The sequence below is a fragment of the Ruegeria sp. YTSA072 genome (assembly GCF_059610285.1).
In genome coordinates, this window is record NZ_JBXWNI010000016.1 from 17,456 (window position 1) to 36,340 (window position 18,885).

Here is an 18,885-nt window from a genome sequence, read left to right on the forward strand (position 1 = left end):
TTCGGGGGTTTCTTCTTTGCTTTCCTCCTCTTTGCTCGTTGCCTCATGTAGAGTTAACAATTGTTAACTCGCTTACTCCTCGGCGTTTTCTTTGAAGCGCTCGTAGGATTCCTGAATTAACTGAGCAAGGTTTTCCGTAAGCCAACGTGAGTAGGCTTCATTCTCCCCTGCTCTTTTGATCGTCATATTCACCGCTGAATTGCTGGTCTTGATAACAACGTCGGGTGCCGGTCGGTTTTCTTGTGCTTCTTTTTTTCGAGCCAGGCTGCCTAAAAGCCCATTTAACCGATCGTCTGAACTACCTGGGTTGAGTGTCTCCAAGAGCTTCATAGCCTTGTCCGCTGTTATCACCTTTTTTCGTAACGCATCGGCGAGTGCCGTCCATTTGGGCCGTCCGGATTTCGGTGCTGGGCCAATCATATCGCCAAGATCTTCGGGAATATCGTTTGTAATTCGCTCCAATTGCGACAGCGTGTTTTTAGAAATTGCCAGCGCCGTGATCGCTTCCGAACGGTCATATCCTTGGTTCAGAATCTCTCGAGCAAACCGGGCTCTCTCGTAGTAGCTGAGGTCAACACGAGAAGAGTTCTCTAAACCTTTTGCCTGAAGCGCCTCTTTGTCATCGAGAGTCCGTACAAGCGCGCGTACAGGCTGATTTAGATGCTGACAGGCCAGGATACGGCGGCGGCCGTAAATAACTTCGAAGTGGCCGTCCACTTCCTCAGACGGACGCAAGAGGACAGGAACCTGTTGGCCTCCTGCGTCTTTGATGCTTTCGGCCAGCTCCAGAACAGCTGCATCGACGTTGGGCTCGGCTTTTGAGTTAACAGGTGTTAACTCCACTCCAAGCCTGTCCTTCGGACCCCAAGGCAATATGAGCGAGGTATCAATTTCTTGGATTCCGCCGGCGCCAACACGGACGGAGGCTATGGTGCCTCGTGGAAGCGCGGCATTGGCACGCTCGGTTTTCGTAGGCGGAATGGGAGGGTTTCCGGCTGCCGCCGCTATTGCTGCAGCCATGCTGGTTTTGTTTTGTTTAAGTGCCATTTCAACGGCCCCACGCGGTTTGAATCATGTTTGAGACTTCGTGCCCGACGGCATCCATGCTCGATCGGGCGCGGTCATAGGTAGACCGTGTCATTTCTGATCGAACAACTTCGTACATTGTCATTTTCAGCATCGCGGCATCGGCAATCGCCGTGCTTCGCAGCGCAGTTGCTCCGATTACTCGATCCTGAAACAGCGCCCGCATAAGGCTTACAATTTGCTGTGATGGGGTATCCGAGGGGTCGTCCCGTGTTATGAGGAACCGGAAATTGTCATGGACAATCGGAATCCCGGAGTTCTCAAACTCTTCCAGGTATGCCGAAGTCATCTCAAGAAACTGCTGGGTGGAGGCCACGTCCAACATGCTCGGTGTCAGCGGTACGATCACAGATGTTGCCGCAAACAATCCTGCCAGCGTCAAGAAACCCAAAGAAGGCGGGCTATCGATAATGATTACATCATAGTTTGCTTCGACTTCTTCGATTGCGCTGGCAAGACGATTATAGAAGGGAACGCCTTTGCGGGCGTAGACAGCGGTTTCCGTTTCAAACTCTGACAGGATCAACTGGGCGGGGGAAAGATCCAAGCCAGGGAAGTAAGTGGTCCGGACGCACTCTGACATCGGGACCGAGTCCTCGTAGCGCAGAGCATCATAGATCGAATTCCCCTCAAACTCGATTTCTGGCTGAATTCCACAGAATCCGGTCAAGCTGCCTTGTGGGTCAAGGTCGATAGCCAGAACGCGATAACCTTGAAGTGCAAGATAGTGGCAAAGGTGAATGGCTGAGGTGGATTTCGCACTACCACCCTTGAAGTTCATGAGTTGAACAACCTGAAGCTGGTCGGCATCGCGACGACCGGGAAGGTACTTTCCGGGCTTTCTGGAACTTCCTTCAAGGATCTGGCGCATTGCTTTGATTTCGGCTCCGGAATAAAAGCGACGTCCGTTCTTGTTGAACTCCGGCTCTGGAAGAGAGCCCTCAGCATGGCCCTTTCGCAAGAACTGTCCGGTTGTGCCAAACAGGTCGGCAACCTCTGTCGCGCTGAAGAGTCGGAGGGTCTTTGACAACTCAGGAGAATACGCCTGAGTTAAGTGGGTCGTCAGTGCAACTTGTAGACGATCAGAGATTTCACGTGTAACGTGAGACTGCGTCGTCGCAGCAATTGGTGTGGTTTGTAACATAGTTGCAGATTTCCTGCTCTTTTTTGTTTGGTTGCGCAACTTGAGTACATTTAGGCACTCGTATTCCGATTCATGTCAAGAGAAAAATCAATAACTTGTGGGTCGTTGCGAAGCCTGCACAAGCGTCCCGAAGTTAACAGCTGTTAACTCACGTCTCCATTGGGTGCTTAAGAGGCGCTTTGAGGTTGCATGCTTGCGGCAAAAGTTCGCCTTCGGAATTCGAGATTAGAGGGTTGCCAGACGCCGGCCACTTTGTCTTTTCAGCCAAGCGAAATCCTGCCAGAAATACTGCAATGCGCTCACGTTTTGCTCAAGTTGCAGATGATTAAATCAGATTAGTATTGAGCCCCACTCCACTAAAAAGCCCAATTGGTGGTTATTCTTGAAAAGTGCTGACAAGCTCATTGTTTTGCCAGGGCAGGGCGGTGTTCTAGTAGCTGACTTTCTGTGTCCGCTAATTTGATGGTGTAGTTAATACTCTTCCAGTGCTGGTCTTTGGAGCAACTGCCCTGTGAACCAAGGTATACTGAAGTTGCTTATCAATTGGACCGATGTTGGTTTCATTCCAATAGATCGGTTGCCGGATTGTCGGCGATATCGTCGTCGTCACCGCATTTCTGGGCCAGTGCGATAGGTGCAAGTCGGTCTTGATCGGTGTGCCTCCTGCGGGGCTTGAGTAAGGAAACCCGAACGCAGCCCCTACGGTGAGGCATAATCCTACGGTAGTCCTGTTAGCTTCAGTCAGTGTTTGTCGATCTGGTCGATGGCGTCCGGGTTGAGGCGGCGTTTCCGTATCCGGCCAGATTTCGAGACCGAGTGAAACATGGGGCTGTCCTCGGCGTGACCCACTTCGATCCAACACGCCAGCGGCCTCGCTGCGCGACCCTTGCGCACTAACCGTGGAGCCTCGCGTTTTGGGGTGGTCTCAACTACCTGCGGCGACACCTAAGTTAGGTCATTCTCGTTGAATTTCTTCAGCGACACTCCCGCCTCCAAAATAAGGCGCGCCGAACACCGAACGCTGCCATCTAACTGAGTTCAGTCCGGTAATAGGATCGTCCGGTCAGGGGAGTCCCGGCGCGAACCTTGGCTGGTGACCATCTGATGTTCGAGAATATCAAGGGTGATCAGATAGGCGTTCGGGGCAATGAGGTCGGCCCAGTGTTTGGAATGTGCGAAAGTGGAGGGGTGATGGTTTACCCAGCCACGACAGTGGGCACTCAACTGCTCCGTTAGGCCGGCAATAAGAACAGCTTGACTAATTTGCCGCGTGTGGAATTCCCAACTGTTGAACCAACCTCCTCTTTGGCATATATTGCCAATCAGGAGGCTTATGCCATGGTAACCCGCAATGTGGTACTTACAGAATCGCAGGATCAACTAGTGCAGAATCTGGTTGCGTCCGGTCGTTATCAGAACGCCAGTGAAGCGCTGCGTGCCGGGCTTCGGCTTCTAGAACGGGAAGAAGCGGGACTGGTGTCTCTCAAACAAGGCCTGCAGGAGGGTGTGACGCAGGCTCAGACTGGAGATCTGGCAGAAGGCAGCGGTTCGGATGCGATCCGTCGTGCCTTTGCAAGGGCACGTTCCAAAGCGTGACCAGACCCTTTCGACTGACACGCCGTGCTGAATCCAGCCTGGTGGAAATTGCCCGATGGACAATTGACAAGTTCGGACCGCATCAGGCCGATCTTTATGAACAAGAATTGATAGCGCGATGTCAGGCCATCACGGAGGGCAGGGTGGCCAGCCGTAGCTGTTCATTATTGGTCGAGGAGGCGGCTGATCTCAGATACGTACAGGCAGGAGAGCATTTCCTCGTCTACCTGGACCAGCCGGATAGTGTGATCATAGTCGATATCTTGCATTCCCGTTGTAATTTGCCACGACATGTTTCCGGGCTGGTCACTTTGATGGATGCGGCAGGGAAAAAGACATAGGCACTGCAGTCAGAGTTTCCCTCAGGCTGAGATTTCTTTGAATAATCAGTAAGTGATCACCCCAACAGGTCGGTTGCCGGGTTTTCTGCGACGTCCACATCATCATAATATTTCTGCGCCTGCGCCATGGAGCGGTGCAGGGACAGGCGCATGGCGGCCTGGATCGGGGCACCGTCCAAAGCGGCCTGGGTCAAGAAACCCGAGCGCAACCCGTGGGGCGAGGCAAAATCCTCCGGCAGTCCCGCCAGTGCCAGCCGGTGTTTGACGATCTGGTAGATCGAATCCGGGCTGAGACGACGCTTCAACACATTGTCAGCCTTGGAGACAGGGCGGAACAGCGGCCCGTTCGTGACTTGTCCGACCTCGATCCAATGCACCAATGCTTGCGCGGCGCGACCCTTCAGCACCAGCCGTGGGGTTTCACCTTTCCGGGTGGTCTTGGTCTCCAGCAGTGAGAGCCAGACCACGCCGGTCTTGTCGAATTCCTTGAGAGAGACATCCTCACGCATCAGCCCGGTGATCTCCGACCGCCTGCGCCCACCGCTGGCCCAGCCGAGCATCAGGATTGCCCGGTCGCGGCAATCGCGCCGCGACCCCCGGCAGGTGGCCAACAGTTGCTCCAGAACCTCACGGGTGATCGGGTGCTGCGACTTCGGGGCAGGGGGACGGGCGGCGGCGCGGCGGGCCTTGGCGCGGGCCTGTTTCACCTGTGGCGCGCTAAAGGGGCTGGCGAGGTTCTTCATCCGGTGAAAGGCCAGCCAGGAGGCGATGCGCCGGTCCAGCGTCGAAGGGGCCGGGCAGGCCAGCGATTTGCGCAGCCCTTGCGCAATGAGCGCTTCTGCGGTTTCGCGCGCCACATCCGTTTCTGGTGCGTCATTCAGATCGCGCGCGTGATCAAGGATGAAGGCCAGCGCAGTGGCCTCGGATTCCGGCCAGTCCAGCGTCGCTATGAACCGCGCGGATTTCCAGGCGGTGACATAAATTAAATCCCGTTCATAGGCACGCAACGTGTTTTCCGGTGTGCCGCGCACATAGAGGTCGGTGAGCGCCTCCTGATCGGTGGCGGAGAGGGCAGGGGAGACGGCAGGGAGATATGCGGCAGGGGGCTTCATGTGCCCATTCTGAGCTCATTTCCCCGCAAAATCAAATACTCCTGATAAGCGGTACTTATCGAGTGTAATGGTGATTTTAGGAGTAGACTGATGTAACGATCAAAAGTGCCAAATTATGAGCATAAATGGTAAAGCACTAGGGTTCTGTTGCGAAGTTTCGGTTAGAAGAAGAGAACGTGCAGGGATGTGTCGCAAACATTTGGAGCGGCCAAAGTCAGCGACTTACTGGACACACCTATCCTACGATCTCGGCGAATAGCTGGAAGCCAGACGTCGTATTGCTGGGGAATTGCCGCTTCCGGATCATGTTGGCGACCTCTATGCCGTCCAAAGTAGCTGATGCGGAACTGAACGATTTGAACCCACACATGTGCCGTACGCGACGCTTGATAAATCGATGATCTTGTTCGATCAGGTTATTCAGATACTTGGACCTGACCGTTTGGATTTTGGCTAGGCAGCCGAACCGCTTCAGGATCCTGTTCACCTCTCGAATGCCTGCCGCATTAGCACCGCTTTTGTCGATGACGATCTTGCTCGGGATTCCATTTGACGACAGCGCTTTGGCAAAGAAACTGGCTGCTGCTGGACGGTTCCTGCGCTCGGACAGCATGAAATCAAGAGTATTCCCAGCTTTATCGACGGCCCGATAGAGGTACATCCATTTGCCGCGAACACGAATATAGGTCTCATCCATGCGCCATGAACTCAGCGTTTGACGCTTCTTTGATTGCGCACGAGCTGCGACGATCGGCGAGTATTTCACAACCCACCTATTCAATGTGGCATGGTCCACTCGCACACCGCGCTCAGCCATGATCGCTTCCAAATCCCGATAGGACACAGTGTACCGCAGATAGAAGTAAACAGCGTACAAAACTGCATCCTTGGGGAAATGACAGCCCTTCAATGAGATCATGCTCAAACAACCTGTTAAAAAAACTATTCGACGAGAACAAACGTTGGAACCTGCGGGCTCGTCAATCCAGACAAAAAGTTTGCGACACATCCCAGTTGGAGTATGAGTTGCGCCAACTCAACGCCTCGCTGCCCAGCAATGACAAGGCGCGCCTGCGCTGGTCTGGCGACAACCGCATTAGCATTACACCTTTCACCCCGGCACCAGAACCAAAAGGATTGATCGGCCTTAAATCAGAGATTAGTCGACGGTGGCCCATGACCGGGCTGCTGGATGCGCTGAAGGAAACCGCGCTGGACACAGGCTTTCTGGGAGCATTTGAAACGTCGGCCAGCCGGGAAGCACTGCCGCGTAATATTCGGGATCAACGCCTGCTGCTTTGCCTCTACGGCCTGGGCACCAATGCCGGTTTGAAACGTGTAGCTGCTGGCACGCCGGAAATCAGCTATGATGAGCTGTTGCATATCCGTCGCCGCTACGTCGATCCCGCGTCTCTTCGGGCAGCGGCGGCCAAGGTTGCAGATGCCACGTTGGCGGTTCGCAATCCGTCAGTTTGGGGCAATGCGGGAACCGCCTGCGCGGCGGATTCCACCAAGTTCGGAGCCTGGGATCGCAATCTGATGACCGAATGGCACGCACGCTATGGCGGGCGCGGTGTCATGATCTATTGGCATGTAGAACGGCAGGCAACTTGTATTTATTCCCAGCTGAAACGCTGCTCATCATCCGAAGTGGCCGCGATGATCGAAGGGGTTCTGCGCCATTGCACCGACATGGAGATCCAGCGCCAGTATGTTGATAGCCACGGCCAAAGTGCCATCGGCTTCGCCTTCTGTCATCTTCTTGGATTCGAACTGGCCCCGCGTCTGAAGGCCATCGCCCGACAAAAGCTGGCCTTACCGAATTCCGCAATGCGGGGACAACTGCCCAACCTGCTACCGATCCTGTCCGGCACTGTTGACTGGGCCGAGATCGAAAGACAGTACGACGAAATGGTCAAATACGCTTCGGCCATGCAGCACGGCACGGCCGATCCGGAAGCCATCCTGCGTCGTTTCGCCCGCGCTGATGTGATGCATCCAACTTATAAGGCTCTCGCTGAGCTCGGGCGAGCGATCAAGACCATCTTTCTATGTCGTTATCTTCGATCCGAGGATTTCCGCCGCGAGATTCATGAAGGGCTGAATGTGGTGGAGAACTGGAACAGCGCCAATGGTTTCGTGTTCTTTGGCAAAGGCGGCGAGATTTCCAGCAACCGGATTGCCGATCAGGAAATCTCCGCCCATGCTTTGCATCTGCTTCAGGCATCCCTTGTCTATGTAAACACGCGCATGGTGCAATCCGTGTTGTCAGAACCGGGATGGGCAACCCGCCTGTCTGAGCGGGATTACCACGGTCTCACGCCACTGATCTATTCCCACATCAATCCCTATGGCCGGTTCGATGTTGACCTACACAAGCGGATCGACTTCGGAGCAATGGCCGCCTGATCCGTGCGTCACAAAAGGGTACACCCGCAGGAGACAGGGTGATGTGGCACGCCAAGATGTCACAAATGAGTAGTCAACAGCATATTGTTACATTATCAGAGTGGGAACCACCCTAATGTGACAATTTGCTATGCCCAAGATTGGATATGCTCGCGTCAGCTCATCAAGCCAGGATCTTGATATCCAGAAAGCCACGCTGAGAGCAGCAGGCTGTGAGATCGTTCGATCCGAAACAGTCTCTGGTGCTTCCCGTGATGACCGTTCTGAATTGGCTACAGTGATAGAATTTCTGCGCGAAGGGGATGAGCTGGTTGTGCATCGCCTAGATCGCCTCGGTCGTTCCACGCGTGACGTGCTGAACTTGGTATATGAGCTGGACGCCAAGGGCGCATCACTTCGTGTTCTTGAACCGGACGTAACCACCGCCGGAGATATGGGTCGCATGGTCATCACCGTTCTCGGTATGGTCGCCGATATGGAGCTGAAGTTTATCCGCGACCGTCAGCGTGCTGGGATCGACACCGCCAAAGGTAAAGGTGTCTACAAGGGGCGGCGGAAATCCGTAGATGATGAGGAAATCCGGCGATTGGCGAGCGAGGGCACCGCAAAAGCCCAGATCGCGCGTGAACTAGGGATTTCAAGAATGACCGTATACCGGGCGCTTGCTGATACAGACGTCTGAACCAGCCCTTCGCGTTTCGCGCGGTGGAAGTCTTCGGATCGAAGATACCGGCCAAGGAAGTTGGATTTGACGCAAGAGTTATACGATGCGGCAAACGAGATTTCGGAAGGGGTCAACTTGAGCGACAAAACCGTGTTCCTTCAGGGTGATTCAACAGACCTTTCTTTTCCCGACAGCCATTTCGATGGTGCGGTTCCAGTTCACGTCGCTATGAACGTCCCGGAAAAGGCTACGGTCTATGCCGAGGCGCGACGTTTTCTCAAATCCGGCGCAAGGTTTAGAATTTATGACATTTTGCAGGGAGAAGGCGGTGAGTTTTGTATCCGGCACCTTAGGCTTCAGAACCTTCGATCAGTCATCTCGCGACACCCGAGGAAATGTCCACGCATCTATTGGCCGCTGGTTTCAAAATTCTGAGTGAAGCGGACTGAACTTTGGAAAGTCACAGCTGGCTCAAGGAAAGAGCCGAAGCACCGAAGTCTGACAAACGACTTCTGGTGACGATCCAGCTATTGTTCGGAGCCGTTCGCGGGGAAATGACAAAGAACCAACTCCGGGGCTTCATGAATGCCGGATGCTAACCTGTTCCTTAATTTGTGAAGCCTAATCAACCGTTTCCGCATTGTCTGTTTCTCAGAAACTGAAAAACCTGCTGGTGAATATCCTGCGTGGATGGCTCCTGCATAGCCAGACATTGATCCACGTGGTCATTGCGTCCACGCTTCAATGGCGTAGTCTCTTTTCACCCGAATTGGCGTAGTTGTCCCATGATAGACAATCATCAAAGCCTGCCCCAAGAGCCCGCCGATAGAATAACAAAACCCTTCGCACGCTTCCTAGAGATCCAAGCGGCCGCGAGTGGGCTCCTGTTCCTGGCTGTTCTGCTGGCTTTGGCGCTGGCAAACTCGCCTTGGCAAGAAGGCTTCCTGGGCTTCTGGAAGACCCCTATTGGCCTGACATTCGGTTCGTTCGATTTCACCCGCTCGCTGCGACACTGGATCAACGACGGGCTGATGACCCTCTTCTTTTTCGTGCTTTCTCTGGAGCTCAAGCGCGAGATCGTACTGGGCGAATTGCAAAACCCGCGACAGGCCGCCCTGCCGTTCGCGGGCGCTTTGGGCGGCATGGTGGTGCCGGTCGCGCTCTATCATTTGTTGATGTCCGGGCAGCCCGGGGCGCACGGCTGGGGAACCGTGATGGCAACCGATACGGCGTTCGTGATTGGGTGCCTGGCGCTTTTCGGAAGGCGGATCCCGTCCACCTTGCGTCTGTTCCTTCTTTCTCTGGCCATTTTTGACGATATCGGCGCAATTCTCGTAGTCGCCTTCGGTTACGGGGAAGCGTTGAACTGGTCGGCGCTCGGTTTGGGTCTGCTGGGAATTGGTATCGTCGCAGGCGCCTCGCGCGTCGGGATCAGAAGTGTCCCGGTTTATTTTCTGCTCGGTGCGGCAGTCTGGCTATGCATCGACGCCTCCGGCGTTCACGCGACCATCGCAGGGGTCATTCTGGGCCTTATGACGCCGACGCGCATATGGGTAAGCGATGCCCGGCTGCATGCAATCCTTGGGCGCCTACGCGCCGTTCCGGCCGGCTATCGGCAGCAGGGAGGTACCGCAACCCGCCATAACCTGCGTCAAGCAAGCAGAGCGGTCACGGAGGCACTCTCGCCAGTCGAACGGCTCGAGACAATGCTGCACCCTTGGGTCGGCTTTGCAATCATGCCGATCTTCGCGCTGGCAAATGCCGGCATCACGGTTCAGGGTGCCGATTTCGAACAACCGGTCTCCTTAGCGATAATTGTCGGCCTGGTGTTAGGAAAACCGATCGGCGTCTTCGGGTTCAGCTGGCTAGCTGTCCGATTGGGCCTGGCAGTGTTAGCGCCGGGCCTGTCGGGGCCGTTAATTCTGGCCGGCTCGTTTCTAACTGGTATCGGTTTCACGATGTCGCTGTTCATAGCGGGTTTGGCCTTCGATCCGGCGACGCTGAATGCCGCAAAGCTTGGAATTCTCTCAGGATCAGCTATTGCCGCAACGGTCGGGATCCTCATGCTGCTCCTGCTGACAATTCATGCAGCGCGCGCAAAATGCGCTACAAGTACCGCAGATCAAGACCGGATACCCTAGAATGGGAAGAATACCGGGATCACCCCGACCACGGCTGCGCCGACGATAAGATTCATCGGAACGCCGATCCTGAGGAAGTCGGAAAACCTGTAGTTCCCTGCGCCATATACCAATGTGTTGGTCTGATAGCCGACCGGAGTGGCGAAACTTGCACTTGCGCCAAACATCACAGCGACGACGAACGGCTTTGCGTCGACACCGAGTTGTTCCGCAACACCGATCGCGAGAGGTGTAACGACGACGGCAACGGCGTTGTTGGTAACCGCCTCGGTGAGCGCCGAAGACAGTATGTAGATCGCAGCGAGCGTAACAATTAGGGGCAACTCTACGAGAGTCGGCACCAATGTCTCCACGATCAGGTTGACAGCTCCTGCATTCTGCATACCGCTTCCGACGATTAGCATGGAAAAGATCAGCACAAGGACGCTGGCGTCGATGGACGCCCAGGCTTCGCCGCTGTCGATGCACCGGAGCACGAGGATGGCAGCGACCGCGACAAGGGCAAGCACGCTGATCTCGGCGAACCCGGCTGCGGCGAGCGCCACAACCGCGAAAAGCGCGAACAGAGCTAGCGGCGCTTTCCCGCGGCGGAAGGCGCGCCCCCCGGCATCTGTGATCGCGGCAAGATCGCCCGCCTCGGTCATTCGGGCAAAGCCTTCAGGCGTTCCTTCCAAAAGCAGTGTATCGGCGGGGCGCGAAAGCGCCGTCGACAGGTCGGGTCCAAGCACTTCCCCATGTCGGTGGGCGCCAAGAACACGCATGCCGTATCGGTGCCCCATGGCAAGCTGGGCAATGCGCACTCCGCGGCTTCGGCGTGAAAGCGTCACGATAGCTTCGGCGACGATCAGCTCCGAGGTGTTTTCGGCCTCTGGCCCCTGGCGCAACCCGACTTCGATCCCTTCAAGTTTCCTGAGGGTGAGCAGTTCTGATGTCGCAACCTTGGCAATGATCCTGTCGCCCGGTTCGAGTATGTGTTCACTCAATCCCTCTCTCTTGACTCCAGACCGCGCACGGATGCCGACGATTTCAACACCTCTTCGGCTGAGGGCGGCGATTTCATGAATCGTTCGACCAATATTCGGGTAGTCCTCTTGCGGGCGTACCTCGGTCAAAAAAGTCGCTTTATCGTCGCCGCCCTGTTCCGCAATATCCTTTCGGTCCGGCAGTAGGACAGGTCCAAGCAGGAGGAGCGCCACACCGCCTGTGGCCGCGGCCACCAGACCGACCGGTGTGATCTCGAAAATTGAAAACGGTTCCAAGCCAGACGCCTGGGAAACGCCGTCCACCAGAAGGTTGGTCGACGTGCCGATCAGAGTACACGTCCCGCCCAGGACGGACATGTAGGATAGCGGAATCAACAGGCGTGTCGCGGCAAAGCCCAGGCTCTGCGCCAAACGAATGGCCACCGGTATGAGGACGATGACGACCGGCGTGTTGTTAATCAGACCCGAGGCGACTAGCGTCGCGATGAGAAACGCCGCTATACCGGCGACCGGGCGCTTGCTCCCTGCGGCGACAACCTTGTTCGCAAGTGCGTCGAGAAACCCGGTTCGGACCAGCGCGCCGCTGATTACGAACATCGCGGCGATCGTTATGGGTGCAGGGTTCGAAAACACTGCCAGAACTTCATTCGTGGGGACAAACCCCAATACGACAAACAGCGCGGCGGCCCCCGCAGCGGTTACGTCCGGTTCGAAGCGCTCGGAAAGAAATGCTGCGAACAGAAGGATGACAATTGCGAGCGCAAGATAGGGTTCATAGTCGGCCATGAGCTCAATCTGTCCGCCCTCCTTCATTCATACCTTTGCCGCTGACGATATGCCGGTCGCAGCATCCACCTTCCTGAATAGAGCGACAACTGAATAATCAGCCCAATTGTCCCGACAATACTGGCTCAGAAAGAAACCCTACTGACGCAGATGTGGCCGTCCGTGGAGCAACAAATGTCCTATTGAGGTGCTCCCAGTTTCCTATCCAACGCACCAATTCACTGACCAGTGGCAATATTACGCAAGGCTCAGGTGGGAAGTGCCCGGGCCTCTGCAAACGACAGCAATCTGCGGCTTTTCTCATCCCAAAGGTGCAGTCGCGCGCAGCGGAAGCTTTCCCAAAGCGTAATGCGTCTGGTCTGTGCCAGGACGTCGTGATCCTTGACCACGTCGTGTAAACGGTAAAACGGGATGCGGCTGGCCAGGTGATGCACATGGTGGACTCCGATGTTCCCGGTGATCCAGCGCAGGATGCCGGGCAGAGCGTAGTGCGAACTGCCGTGAAGGGACGCGTCCCGGATGTTCCAGTCTTCCTCGTGCCGCCAGCTGGTTTCCTCAAACTGATGCTGCACGTAGAAAAACCACATGCCGGCTATTGCGGCCAGAAGCATCGTCGGCAGGAAGACGAACAGCATTACCTCCCAACCGCCCAGCAAGACAATCACTGTCAGAGTGAGGCCTATGGCAACATTTGTCGCCATCGCACTCAACCAGTAGCGCCAGCCGGACCGCATCAGGTGTACTGGCAGCCGGTTGTGCAGGAAGAACGTGTAGAACGGCACCACCCCGAACAGGAAAACCGGATGGCGTAACAGGCGGTAAAGCGTACGATCGGGCCATCCCTTCCCGCGGTACTCCCTGACTGTCAGCACCGGCAGGTCTCCGATGCCCCGCCGGTCCAGGTTTCCGCTCGTGGCGTGGTGGATCGCGTGGGTCTTGCGCCAGACGTCGTAGGGTGTCAGCGTGATAACGCCGATCACGCGACCGATCCAATCGCACAGACGCCGGTCGCGGAACAGGGAACCATGCCCGCAGTCGTGCTGGATTATGAACAGCCGGAGCAGGAAGGCTGCATTCGCCAACGCGAGAGCCAGTGCCAACGCGGTGCTGATCGAGAGCACCCACCAGGCAACCGCCCATATTGCCACGAAAGGCGCGAGCGTGACCGTCAGTTCGAAAATACTGCGAGAGGGGATTGGCTGCCGGTACTTCATCAGGGTTCGTGTCCAGTCTGATGCGGTCAGCCGCGCCTCTTCCTGTCTTGGACCGGTTACACCGGAGGGGTATCCCGCGCTGGGTGCCCCGCCCGTGACGGGCAAGGGTCCTGGCTGGACCCGCGCTTGCCGCGCGGTCGAGGCAGATCCGGCAGTCTGCATGTCGGTTTGGATGCTACCGTCTTGGTGGCCCATGCTACCCGGCATGTCCTGCTGGTCGGGCTGTTGGCCCCGTGCGTTATTCGAGTTGGACGAAAACGGCATGGGCGATATCTATCTCGCTGAAATTATGTGTCATCCCGGCGGCCTCCGAACGGAGTTCCCGCTAGCAATGATCCGGTTGATGAGAACCGCCACGGACCGATGCGCCTCTATCTCTCCATCAGTTACAGCCGCGGTTTCATGCGTCTTTGCAGCATCGCGAAGGATACCCATGATCTCACGTTCTGCGAGAAGCTTGTGATCGTTCATCGCCAGCAGCATCGACTCGCAGATTGCGAGGGCCGCCATTCCCGAGAAGTCCTGTTCGCTACGCATTTTGTGACTTCCTTCCAGGTAACGGTTAAAGTAACGCGCGACCGGGCGGCCTCGCTTATCACAAGCATCTTCGCAGAAAAAAGGCTATGTTGGGCTAACCGAAAGCAGTCTCTGCACGATTGCGCCTGGAGCTTTTCCGGCTTGTGAGGCCCCGATGACGGATATCTTTGAAAGCCCGCTGACACGGAAGCTGCAAGTCTTCGTCGCCTTGTCTGACGATGAATTGGACGTTTTGAAGCGTTTGCATCTGCGCCGCCGTTCCTTCACCGCGGGGCGTGATCTTGTGCATCAGGGGCAGTCGGATCAGGCCGCTTACATTCTGGCCGCTGGTTGGGTGTGTTCCTACAAGCTTCAGCCGGATGGAACCCGACAGATCGTAGACTTCCAGATACCAGGGGATTTTCTTGGATTGCGCAGCGTCCTTCTGCGCACCTCCGACCACAGTTTCGAACCGGTCACGGACATTCAGGCGGTGGAGGTTCTGGGGGGCGACCTTCTGGAAGCATTCGAGAAAACGCCTCGCCTGGCGGCAGCCGTTCTCTGGGCAGCATCACGGGACGAAGCCATGGTCGTCGAACACCTCGTTGGGGTTGGCCGACGCGCCGCAGATTCGCGCATGGCGCATTTCTTCTTGGAACTGGCGGAACGGCTGAGGTTGGTCGGAATGGGGAGCAAGAAAGGATTCGCTTGCCCTTTGACGCAGTACCATCTTGCTGATGCACTCGGCTTAAGCGCCATCCATGTGAACCGTGTTTTGAGGCAGCTTCGCGAAAAACGGCTGCTGACCTTTCAGGACGGCCGCGTGACGTTCGACGACTATGACGGATTGGTGGCCATTTCAGGTTTCGATACGGCGTATCTGGATCAGACCGGCTCACTTTTGAAATGAAGGAGGCCGCCCTTCGCTAAACTTGGGCGGCCTGATTTTCTTCTAAGACGAGATAAGTCAGTAATAAGACGAGATAAGTCAGATAATCTCTTCTGCAGCCGCGTTGAGTTCCCTGTCCGTCTCGTCGTAGTTATTCGCCTCGTGCGCTTTCTCGGCAGCCTGGTAGTGTTCCAGCGCCCGATCCTTTCTGGGACCGGCAGGTGCTTTGTCACAAGCTGCTTTGACCGAGGTCATCTTCTCGGTGATATTGGTTTGTTCAGGCGTCATTAGAATGTCCTTTCCTGGACATTCCGAGAATAGGAAACGCTGGGCAATGCGGCTCGTTTCAAGAACCGCACGCTTCACGCGCTTCTATTTTGCTCGGAAATGAGTGCCGCCGGAGATTCGGCAGGCACGAAGCCATGTACTCATCTTCTCCGCCCCGCAATACTGACGCAGGTTAGCTTGGGATAAAGCCACACCGCGTGGGTAATGATCTGAGGGGGAAATCGGTGACGCTTGTAGCTGATGGATGTTGAATTCATCAATGTCACCTACGTCCAAATCATATCATCGGCAACCGAACGACGGTTAACGTGACGACACCGTTCAGACCTACCGGATTTTCATAATTTCTTGGGGTCAGACTTGACCTGTTCCGGGCCGATGAAGGCAGGTTTGAGTTTGGGTTCGACTTCTGAGTCTTCAGCAGCCTTCGAATTCAGCAACGCTGCCGCTCTGATCGTCAGATCCTTGAAAGACACGCTTTTTCCTTTGATTGCCAACAAGTATTTCGAACTCGCGATGGAACATAAAATTCACTTGTGGCTAGTGCACATATAGGTGTTGGAGACCCGATTTACTATGGGCTACCAAGAGATCGGTTCCTCTATCGTGATTTGATGCTGCCTCAATTTGAGCTCATCGGCCTATATCACCGTTGGATGCACACGATCCGGTTCTATCACAGCTCCGTTCCAAGTTGTTTCACTGACAAAGACCTTTTCGACATCGGTCGCGTTCATCGCCCTCATGAGCGCACCGTAGTTCAACTGACACCTGATTTCGGCCCCAACCTGCAAAGCGCATTTGGAGGTTTCAGTGACAGTGTGATCACTCGTCGCGCCGACAAATGTGATGTCCGTAGGAAAGCTCAGCCCGCCAACATTCGTGTCCTGCAGCCCGACAGCAAGAACCGAACGGGACTTGCTGGAACTATCCTGCACAAGACGCAACGCCAAAAGAGCCGGATCAATCAGACGCAAGGGAAAGGGCCTTGTCTTGAACTTTGTTTCGATCACCTCGACCACAAGAGTGAACGCATCTGTATGAAGCCCATCTATCTGCTCGCCGGAAACGGGATCGGTGCCCAACAGGATCGCCTCGCCCAGGCGCAGTTCGTTGATACGCCCCTTTGTCGGTAGATCCAAAGCCCAAGGTAAATTGGCGGAACTGCCTCCTGATACGGTCTCAAGAAATGGGCCGCAAGCGCCCTCGATTTCGTATGCGAGCGTCGTTACGACATCCATTGCATCAGCGTTTGGAGCAATGTTGCCCAGGCAGGCGAAGTTGGCACCAATACCTTTGAGAGCTACGCCAGGCATCTTCATCACCAATGTCGCGATACGCTCAAGATCTTCTGGCATTATCCCATCGCGCATATCTCCCATCTCAATCATCAAGATAACGCCATGCACCTCGCCATTGCGTAGCGCGACTGCGGAAAGTTCCGCGATAACGTCAATCTCTGTATTGTAACTGGTTTCACAGGTCTCGATGATTTGATCGATTTCGCTCAGCAAAGGAGAGCGGATCATGGATATTGGGCAGATGATGCCGGCGCAACGCATGCGCTTTACGTTCGCGACCCGGGCATCGGCCAACTGGGAAACGCCGCTTTCTAGCATGGCATGGGCGACGGCTGGGTCACCGCAAACAGCCTTTGTCACGCCTGTCACACTGATCCCGTGCGAAGCAAGACGGTCCACCAGAAAGCGCGTATTCTGGCGGATCTTGCACAAGTCGATTTCGATCCGCGGCGTCGTCATTCGGCAACCACACGCGGCAATGGCCGCAACTGGGGATAGGCAGAAAGAACCAACTCTGCCAAGTGCGCCGCTGGTCGGAGCAGAGCGTCAGTCACTGGGAGACAGAAGTTGCGTGAAAAGCCCCTGATGGCTGTTTCCACCTCGGTGTTCGTCATTCCTTCATGATTGAGCGTGACACCAATCACTTTCGTTTTGGCGAAAGCTTCGATAAGTTTTATCTCGAGGCGCGGATCGGGCATCGGCATGTTGGGAAAATCGCAACGGTGGGTCCGTTTGGGGGCGTGTTGCAGAATGACGGCGTGTGGCTGGCTACCGCGAAGAATGAATGCTGATGTGCAGAAAGCCGGATGGCTGAGCGCGCCTTGGCCTTCAATTAGGATGACATCTGGTTGTTCCTTTTCGGATGCCGCAACAATGACACGCTCAAGCTCGCCACAGCAGAACTGAGGCGGCACTGCATCCAAGGCAATACCATACTTGGCTCCCTGCATCACGCCGGTCTGACCGGTTCCGACCAAAACCGTCTTGATCCCCCGTTCATTCAGGGCATTCGCCAGCAAAGTTGCCGTGGTCCGCTTTCCGATTGCGCAATCAGTGCCCAACACAGCGATACGGATCGCTTCAACATCTGCAACGCAGCCGTCAAACAGACGCATGTTCTTGCTAGGTTGCGGCTTCCGAATGTCCCGAATGGTAACACATCCAAACTGGGCGGCTGAGCCAATTTCGAGATCGTCGCCGAGATATTCGTGTAGCCCACTGACGATATTCATGCCTGACGAAATCGCGTCCAGAACAACGCCTCTGTCTGCCGTGGACAATGTACCACTGGACGGTGCCATTCCATAGATCAGAGTGTCTGGGGCTACCGCTTCGTGAGCGATGGCCGCGCTAAGATCGCCATGCACTGGAATGCCGTTGTCGATACCATCGAGAACCTCGCCGCTGTCACGCCCTTCTAGAGTGCTGTCAATTACTGACAGAACACGAAAGACCTGCGAAAACCGGACTAGACCGTTTGCAGTCTTGCCGTCAGTCTTGCCGAAATTCCCTTCACAATAGACGGTGGCGGTTGGAGCGTCATAAGAGATTATCTTAGGAGGGTTATCTGGACAAATTGAGAGTTCCATCGGCGGCGCCTGTGCTGCTCTTGCGACCGGTCTCTTCATTTGCGCTAAATGATCTTCCGTTTTCATGTCTGTTCCTTTCTATGTCGAGCCAAACCCGGGACAATGAAGCCACCAGGGTCAACGAAGTGACGCCTGATTTGGGATCAGCAGGCTTCGCGTTAGTTGTTCAGAACGCAAACGCCCTTTGATCGCTGGAAATTTCGGTGGCACTCCCAGCGGTTTCCGGCCCTGTCCAAGTGGGCGTTGGCCGGTAAGTCTATGAAAACGCATCCACTGGCAGTTTCCGCATACCCGCGGTCACATTTCCAACCTTGTCCATGGGAGGCATCGTCAAAGTAAGCGTTCTCGGGAACAATAACCGGTTCACAAGCGCCAACTCGCTGGAAGTACCCGCGCTCGCATGTCCAGGGTTGCCCATAAGACGATCCATTCAGAAAGGCATTGGCTGGTACCATGATTGGGGCACAAATCTCACCTTCGGCCCGATAGCCCCGATTGCAAACCCAAACATCACCATAAGACTCGCCCGACAGGTACCCGTTGTCAGGTACTGCAACTTCCAGGCAAGTCTCGTCAATTTTCACGAAGCCGCGCAGGCACCGCCAACTTTTTCCTGAAGAGGCGAGATATCCGCCTTCGGGTACGGGTACTTCGACACAAGCCAGGCCATTTTCTTCTAGAAATCCATGCAAACAATCCCAGCCCCTGCCATAGGTCCTGTTTGTTGCGTAAGCATTCTGAGGGACTATAATGGCGACGCAAAGGTCGTCTTCGATCCGGTAGGATCGGTCGCATTCCCATCCGTCCCCGTAACTCCTGGAGTGTG

General features: G+C 55.4%; 18 protein-coding genes and 1 pseudogene. 7 read left to right on the forward strand and 12 right to left on the reverse strand.

From position 1 onward, the window contains the following. Positions 1–72: 72 nt before the first annotated feature. From repB to AC2FIB_RS19750, 3 genes are all read right to left on the reverse strand, one after another. Positions 73–1,047, reverse strand: coding sequence for a plasmid partitioning protein RepB (gene repB / locus AC2FIB_RS19740; RefSeq protein WP_282121178.1), 975 nt, complete (start codon positions 1,045–1,047; stop codon positions 73–75). A gap of 1 nt (position 1,048) precedes the next feature. After that, positions 1,049–2,230 carry a plasmid partitioning protein RepA gene (gene repA / locus AC2FIB_RS19745; RefSeq protein ID WP_282121179.1) on the reverse strand — a complete coding sequence of 394 codons (1,182 nt, stop codon included), beginning with the start codon at positions 2,228–2,230 and terminating at the stop codon, positions 1,049–1,051. Between the two features lie 741 nt (positions 2,231–2,971). After that, positions 2,972–3,175 (reverse strand): hypothetical protein, encoded by a 204-nt coding sequence (locus AC2FIB_RS19750; protein WP_282121180.1) that lies wholly within the window; start codon positions 3,173–3,175, stop codon positions 2,972–2,974. 393 nt (positions 3,176–3,568) lie between these two features. Between AC2FIB_RS19750 and AC2FIB_RS19755 the strand changes: the two genes are divergently transcribed. Together AC2FIB_RS19755 and AC2FIB_RS19760 are read left to right on the forward strand one after the other, a co-directional pair. Continuing rightward, positions 3,569–3,826 carry a type II toxin-antitoxin system ParD family antitoxin gene (locus AC2FIB_RS19755; RefSeq protein ID WP_282121181.1) on the forward strand — a complete coding sequence of 86 codons (258 nt, stop codon included), beginning with the start codon at positions 3,569–3,571 and terminating at the stop codon, positions 3,824–3,826. Then, positions 3,823–4,167 (forward strand): type II toxin-antitoxin system RelE/ParE family toxin, encoded by a 345-nt coding sequence (locus tag AC2FIB_RS19760; protein WP_282121182.1) that lies wholly within the window; start codon positions 3,823–3,825, stop codon positions 4,165–4,167. The genes AC2FIB_RS19755 and AC2FIB_RS19760 overlap by 4 nt, the downstream gene beginning before the upstream one ends. 56 nt (positions 4,168–4,223) lie before the next feature. Here the strand turns inward: AC2FIB_RS19760 and AC2FIB_RS19765 are convergent, their stop codons facing one another. After that, entirely contained in the window at positions 4,224–5,279 is a 1,056-nt protein-coding gene (locus AC2FIB_RS19765) for a tyrosine-type recombinase/integrase (RefSeq protein ID WP_496842653.1), read from the reverse strand. Positions 5,280–5,514: 235 nt separating this feature from the next. Next, positions 5,515–6,198 (reverse strand): IS6 family transposase, encoded by a 684-nt coding sequence (locus AC2FIB_RS19770; protein ID WP_496707534.1) that lies wholly within the window; start codon positions 6,196–6,198, stop codon positions 5,515–5,517. 92 nt (positions 6,199–6,290) lie between these two features. Between AC2FIB_RS19770 and AC2FIB_RS19775 the strand changes: the two are divergent. The 4 genes and pseudogenes from AC2FIB_RS19775 to nhaA all read left to right on the forward strand — a co-directional run. After that, positions 6,291–7,688 (forward strand): annotated as a pseudogene (locus AC2FIB_RS19775) (Tn3 family transposase); the annotation flags it as partial. Between the two features lie 130 nt (positions 7,689–7,818). Continuing rightward, entirely contained in the window at positions 7,819–8,370 is a 552-nt protein-coding gene (locus AC2FIB_RS19780; protein ID WP_299665490.1) for a recombinase family protein, read from the forward strand. 66 nt (positions 8,371–8,436) lie between these two features. Next, positions 8,437–8,787: a class I SAM-dependent methyltransferase gene (locus AC2FIB_RS19785; protein WP_367180567.1), complete on the forward strand. Its 351-nt coding sequence runs from the start codon at positions 8,437–8,439 to the stop codon at positions 8,785–8,787. A 350-nt stretch (positions 8,788–9,137) separates the two neighbouring features. Beyond that, positions 9,138–10,493 carry a Na+/H+ antiporter NhaA gene (nhaA, locus tag AC2FIB_RS19790; protein WP_282121140.1) on the forward strand — a complete coding sequence of 452 codons (1,356 nt, stop codon included), beginning with the start codon at positions 9,138–9,140 and terminating at the stop codon, positions 10,491–10,493. Here the strand turns inward: nhaA and AC2FIB_RS19795 are convergent. The 3 genes from AC2FIB_RS19795 to AC2FIB_RS19805 all read right to left on the reverse strand — a co-directional run bounded on the left by AC2FIB_RS19795 (position 10,490) and on the right by AC2FIB_RS19805 (position 14,013). After that, a complete protein-coding gene (locus AC2FIB_RS19795) occupies positions 10,490–12,262 on the reverse strand; it encodes an SLC13 family permease (protein ID WP_496842654.1) in 1,773 nt (590 codons plus the stop codon). The two genes, nhaA and AC2FIB_RS19795, sit on opposite strands and share 4 nt — an antisense overlap. A 248-nt stretch (positions 12,263–12,510) precedes the next feature. Further along, the gene (locus AC2FIB_RS19800) at positions 12,511–13,740 is read right to left on the reverse strand and encodes a fatty acid desaturase (protein WP_496707540.1); all 1,230 of its coding nucleotides are present in this window, start codon (positions 13,738–13,740) and stop codon (positions 12,511–12,513) included. Positions 13,741–13,770: 30 nt separating this feature from the next. Next, on the reverse strand, positions 13,771–14,013 hold the full coding sequence (locus AC2FIB_RS19805) for a hypothetical protein (protein WP_282121138.1): 243 nt from the start codon (positions 14,011–14,013) through the stop codon (positions 13,771–13,773). A 154-nt stretch (positions 14,014–14,167) separates the two neighbouring features. Between AC2FIB_RS19805 and AC2FIB_RS19810 the strand changes: the two genes are divergently transcribed. Next, positions 14,168–14,902: a Crp/Fnr family transcriptional regulator gene (locus AC2FIB_RS19810; RefSeq protein WP_496707542.1), complete on the forward strand. Its 735-nt coding sequence runs from the start codon at positions 14,168–14,170 to the stop codon at positions 14,900–14,902. A 78-nt stretch (positions 14,903–14,980) separates the two neighbouring features. Here AC2FIB_RS19810 and AC2FIB_RS19815 read toward each other — a convergent pair whose 3' ends face one another. The 4 genes from AC2FIB_RS19815 to AC2FIB_RS19830 form a co-directional block, all read right to left on the reverse strand. Then, the gene (locus AC2FIB_RS19815) at positions 14,981–15,169 is read right to left on the reverse strand and encodes a hypothetical protein (RefSeq protein ID WP_496842656.1); all 189 of its coding nucleotides are present in this window, start codon (positions 15,167–15,169) and stop codon (positions 14,981–14,983) included. A 338-nt stretch (positions 15,170–15,507) separates the two neighbouring features. Beyond that, complete coding sequence (locus tag AC2FIB_RS19820) at positions 15,508–15,645, reverse strand: hypothetical protein (RefSeq protein ID WP_282121136.1); 138 nt, start codon at positions 15,643–15,645, stop codon at positions 15,508–15,510. 165 nt (positions 15,646–15,810) lie between these two features. Then, positions 15,811–16,929 (reverse strand): alanine/ornithine racemase family PLP-dependent enzyme, encoded by a 1,119-nt coding sequence (locus tag AC2FIB_RS19825; RefSeq protein ID WP_282170941.1) that lies wholly within the window; start codon positions 16,927–16,929, stop codon positions 15,811–15,813. Further along, positions 16,926–18,059 carry an N-acetyltransferase DgcN family protein gene (locus tag AC2FIB_RS19830; RefSeq protein WP_233494631.1) on the reverse strand — a complete coding sequence of 378 codons (1,134 nt, stop codon included), beginning with the start codon at positions 18,057–18,059 and terminating at the stop codon, positions 16,926–16,928. The genes AC2FIB_RS19825 and AC2FIB_RS19830 overlap by 4 nt, the downstream gene beginning before the upstream one ends. Positions 18,060–18,885 lie beyond the last annotated feature (826 nt).

Excerpts from the sequence above, each read along its gene's own strand:
- repB (WP_282121178.1), bottom strand. The coding sequence starts at position 1,047 with ATGGCACTTAAACAAAACAAAACCAGCATGGCTGCAGCAATAGCGGCG.
- repA (WP_282121179.1), bottom strand. The coding sequence starts at position 2,230 with ATGTTACAAACCACACCAATTGCTGCGACGACGCAGTCTCACGTTACA.
- AC2FIB_RS19755 (WP_282121181.1), top strand. The coding sequence starts at position 3,569 with ATGGTAACCCGCAATGTGGTACTTACAGAATCGCAGGATCAACTAGTG.
- AC2FIB_RS19765 (WP_496842653.1), bottom strand. The coding sequence starts at position 5,279 with ATGAAGCCCCCTGCCGCATATCTCCCTGCCGTCTCCCCTGCCCTCTCC.
- AC2FIB_RS19770 (WP_496707534.1), bottom strand. The coding sequence starts at position 6,198 with ATGATCTCATTGAAGGGCTGTCATTTCCCCAAGGATGCAGTTTTGTAC.
- AC2FIB_RS19780 (WP_299665490.1), top strand. The coding sequence starts at position 7,819 with ATGCCCAAGATTGGATATGCTCGCGTCAGCTCATCAAGCCAGGATCTT.
- nhaA (WP_282121140.1), top strand. The coding sequence starts at position 9,138 with ATGATAGACAATCATCAAAGCCTGCCCCAAGAGCCCGCCGATAGAATA.
- AC2FIB_RS19795 (WP_496842654.1), bottom strand. The coding sequence starts at position 12,262 with ATGGCCGACTATGAACCCTATCTTGCGCTCGCAATTGTCATCCTTCTG.
- AC2FIB_RS19800 (WP_496707540.1), bottom strand. The coding sequence starts at position 13,740 with ATGCCGTTTTCGTCCAACTCGAATAACGCACGGGGCCAACAGCCCGAC.
- AC2FIB_RS19805 (WP_282121138.1), bottom strand. The coding sequence starts at position 14,013 with ATGCGTAGCGAACAGGACTTCTCGGGAATGGCGGCCCTCGCAATCTGC.
- AC2FIB_RS19810 (WP_496707542.1), top strand. The coding sequence starts at position 14,168 with ATGACGGATATCTTTGAAAGCCCGCTGACACGGAAGCTGCAAGTCTTC.
- AC2FIB_RS19815 (WP_496842656.1), bottom strand. The coding sequence starts at position 15,169 with ATGACGCCTGAACAAACCAATATCACCGAGAAGATGACCTCGGTCAAA.
- AC2FIB_RS19825 (WP_282170941.1), bottom strand. The coding sequence starts at position 16,929 with ATGACGACGCCGCGGATCGAAATCGACTTGTGCAAGATCCGCCAGAAT.
- AC2FIB_RS19830 (WP_233494631.1), bottom strand. The coding sequence starts at position 18,059 with ATGGAACTCTCAATTTGTCCAGATAACCCTCCTAAGATAATCTCTTAT.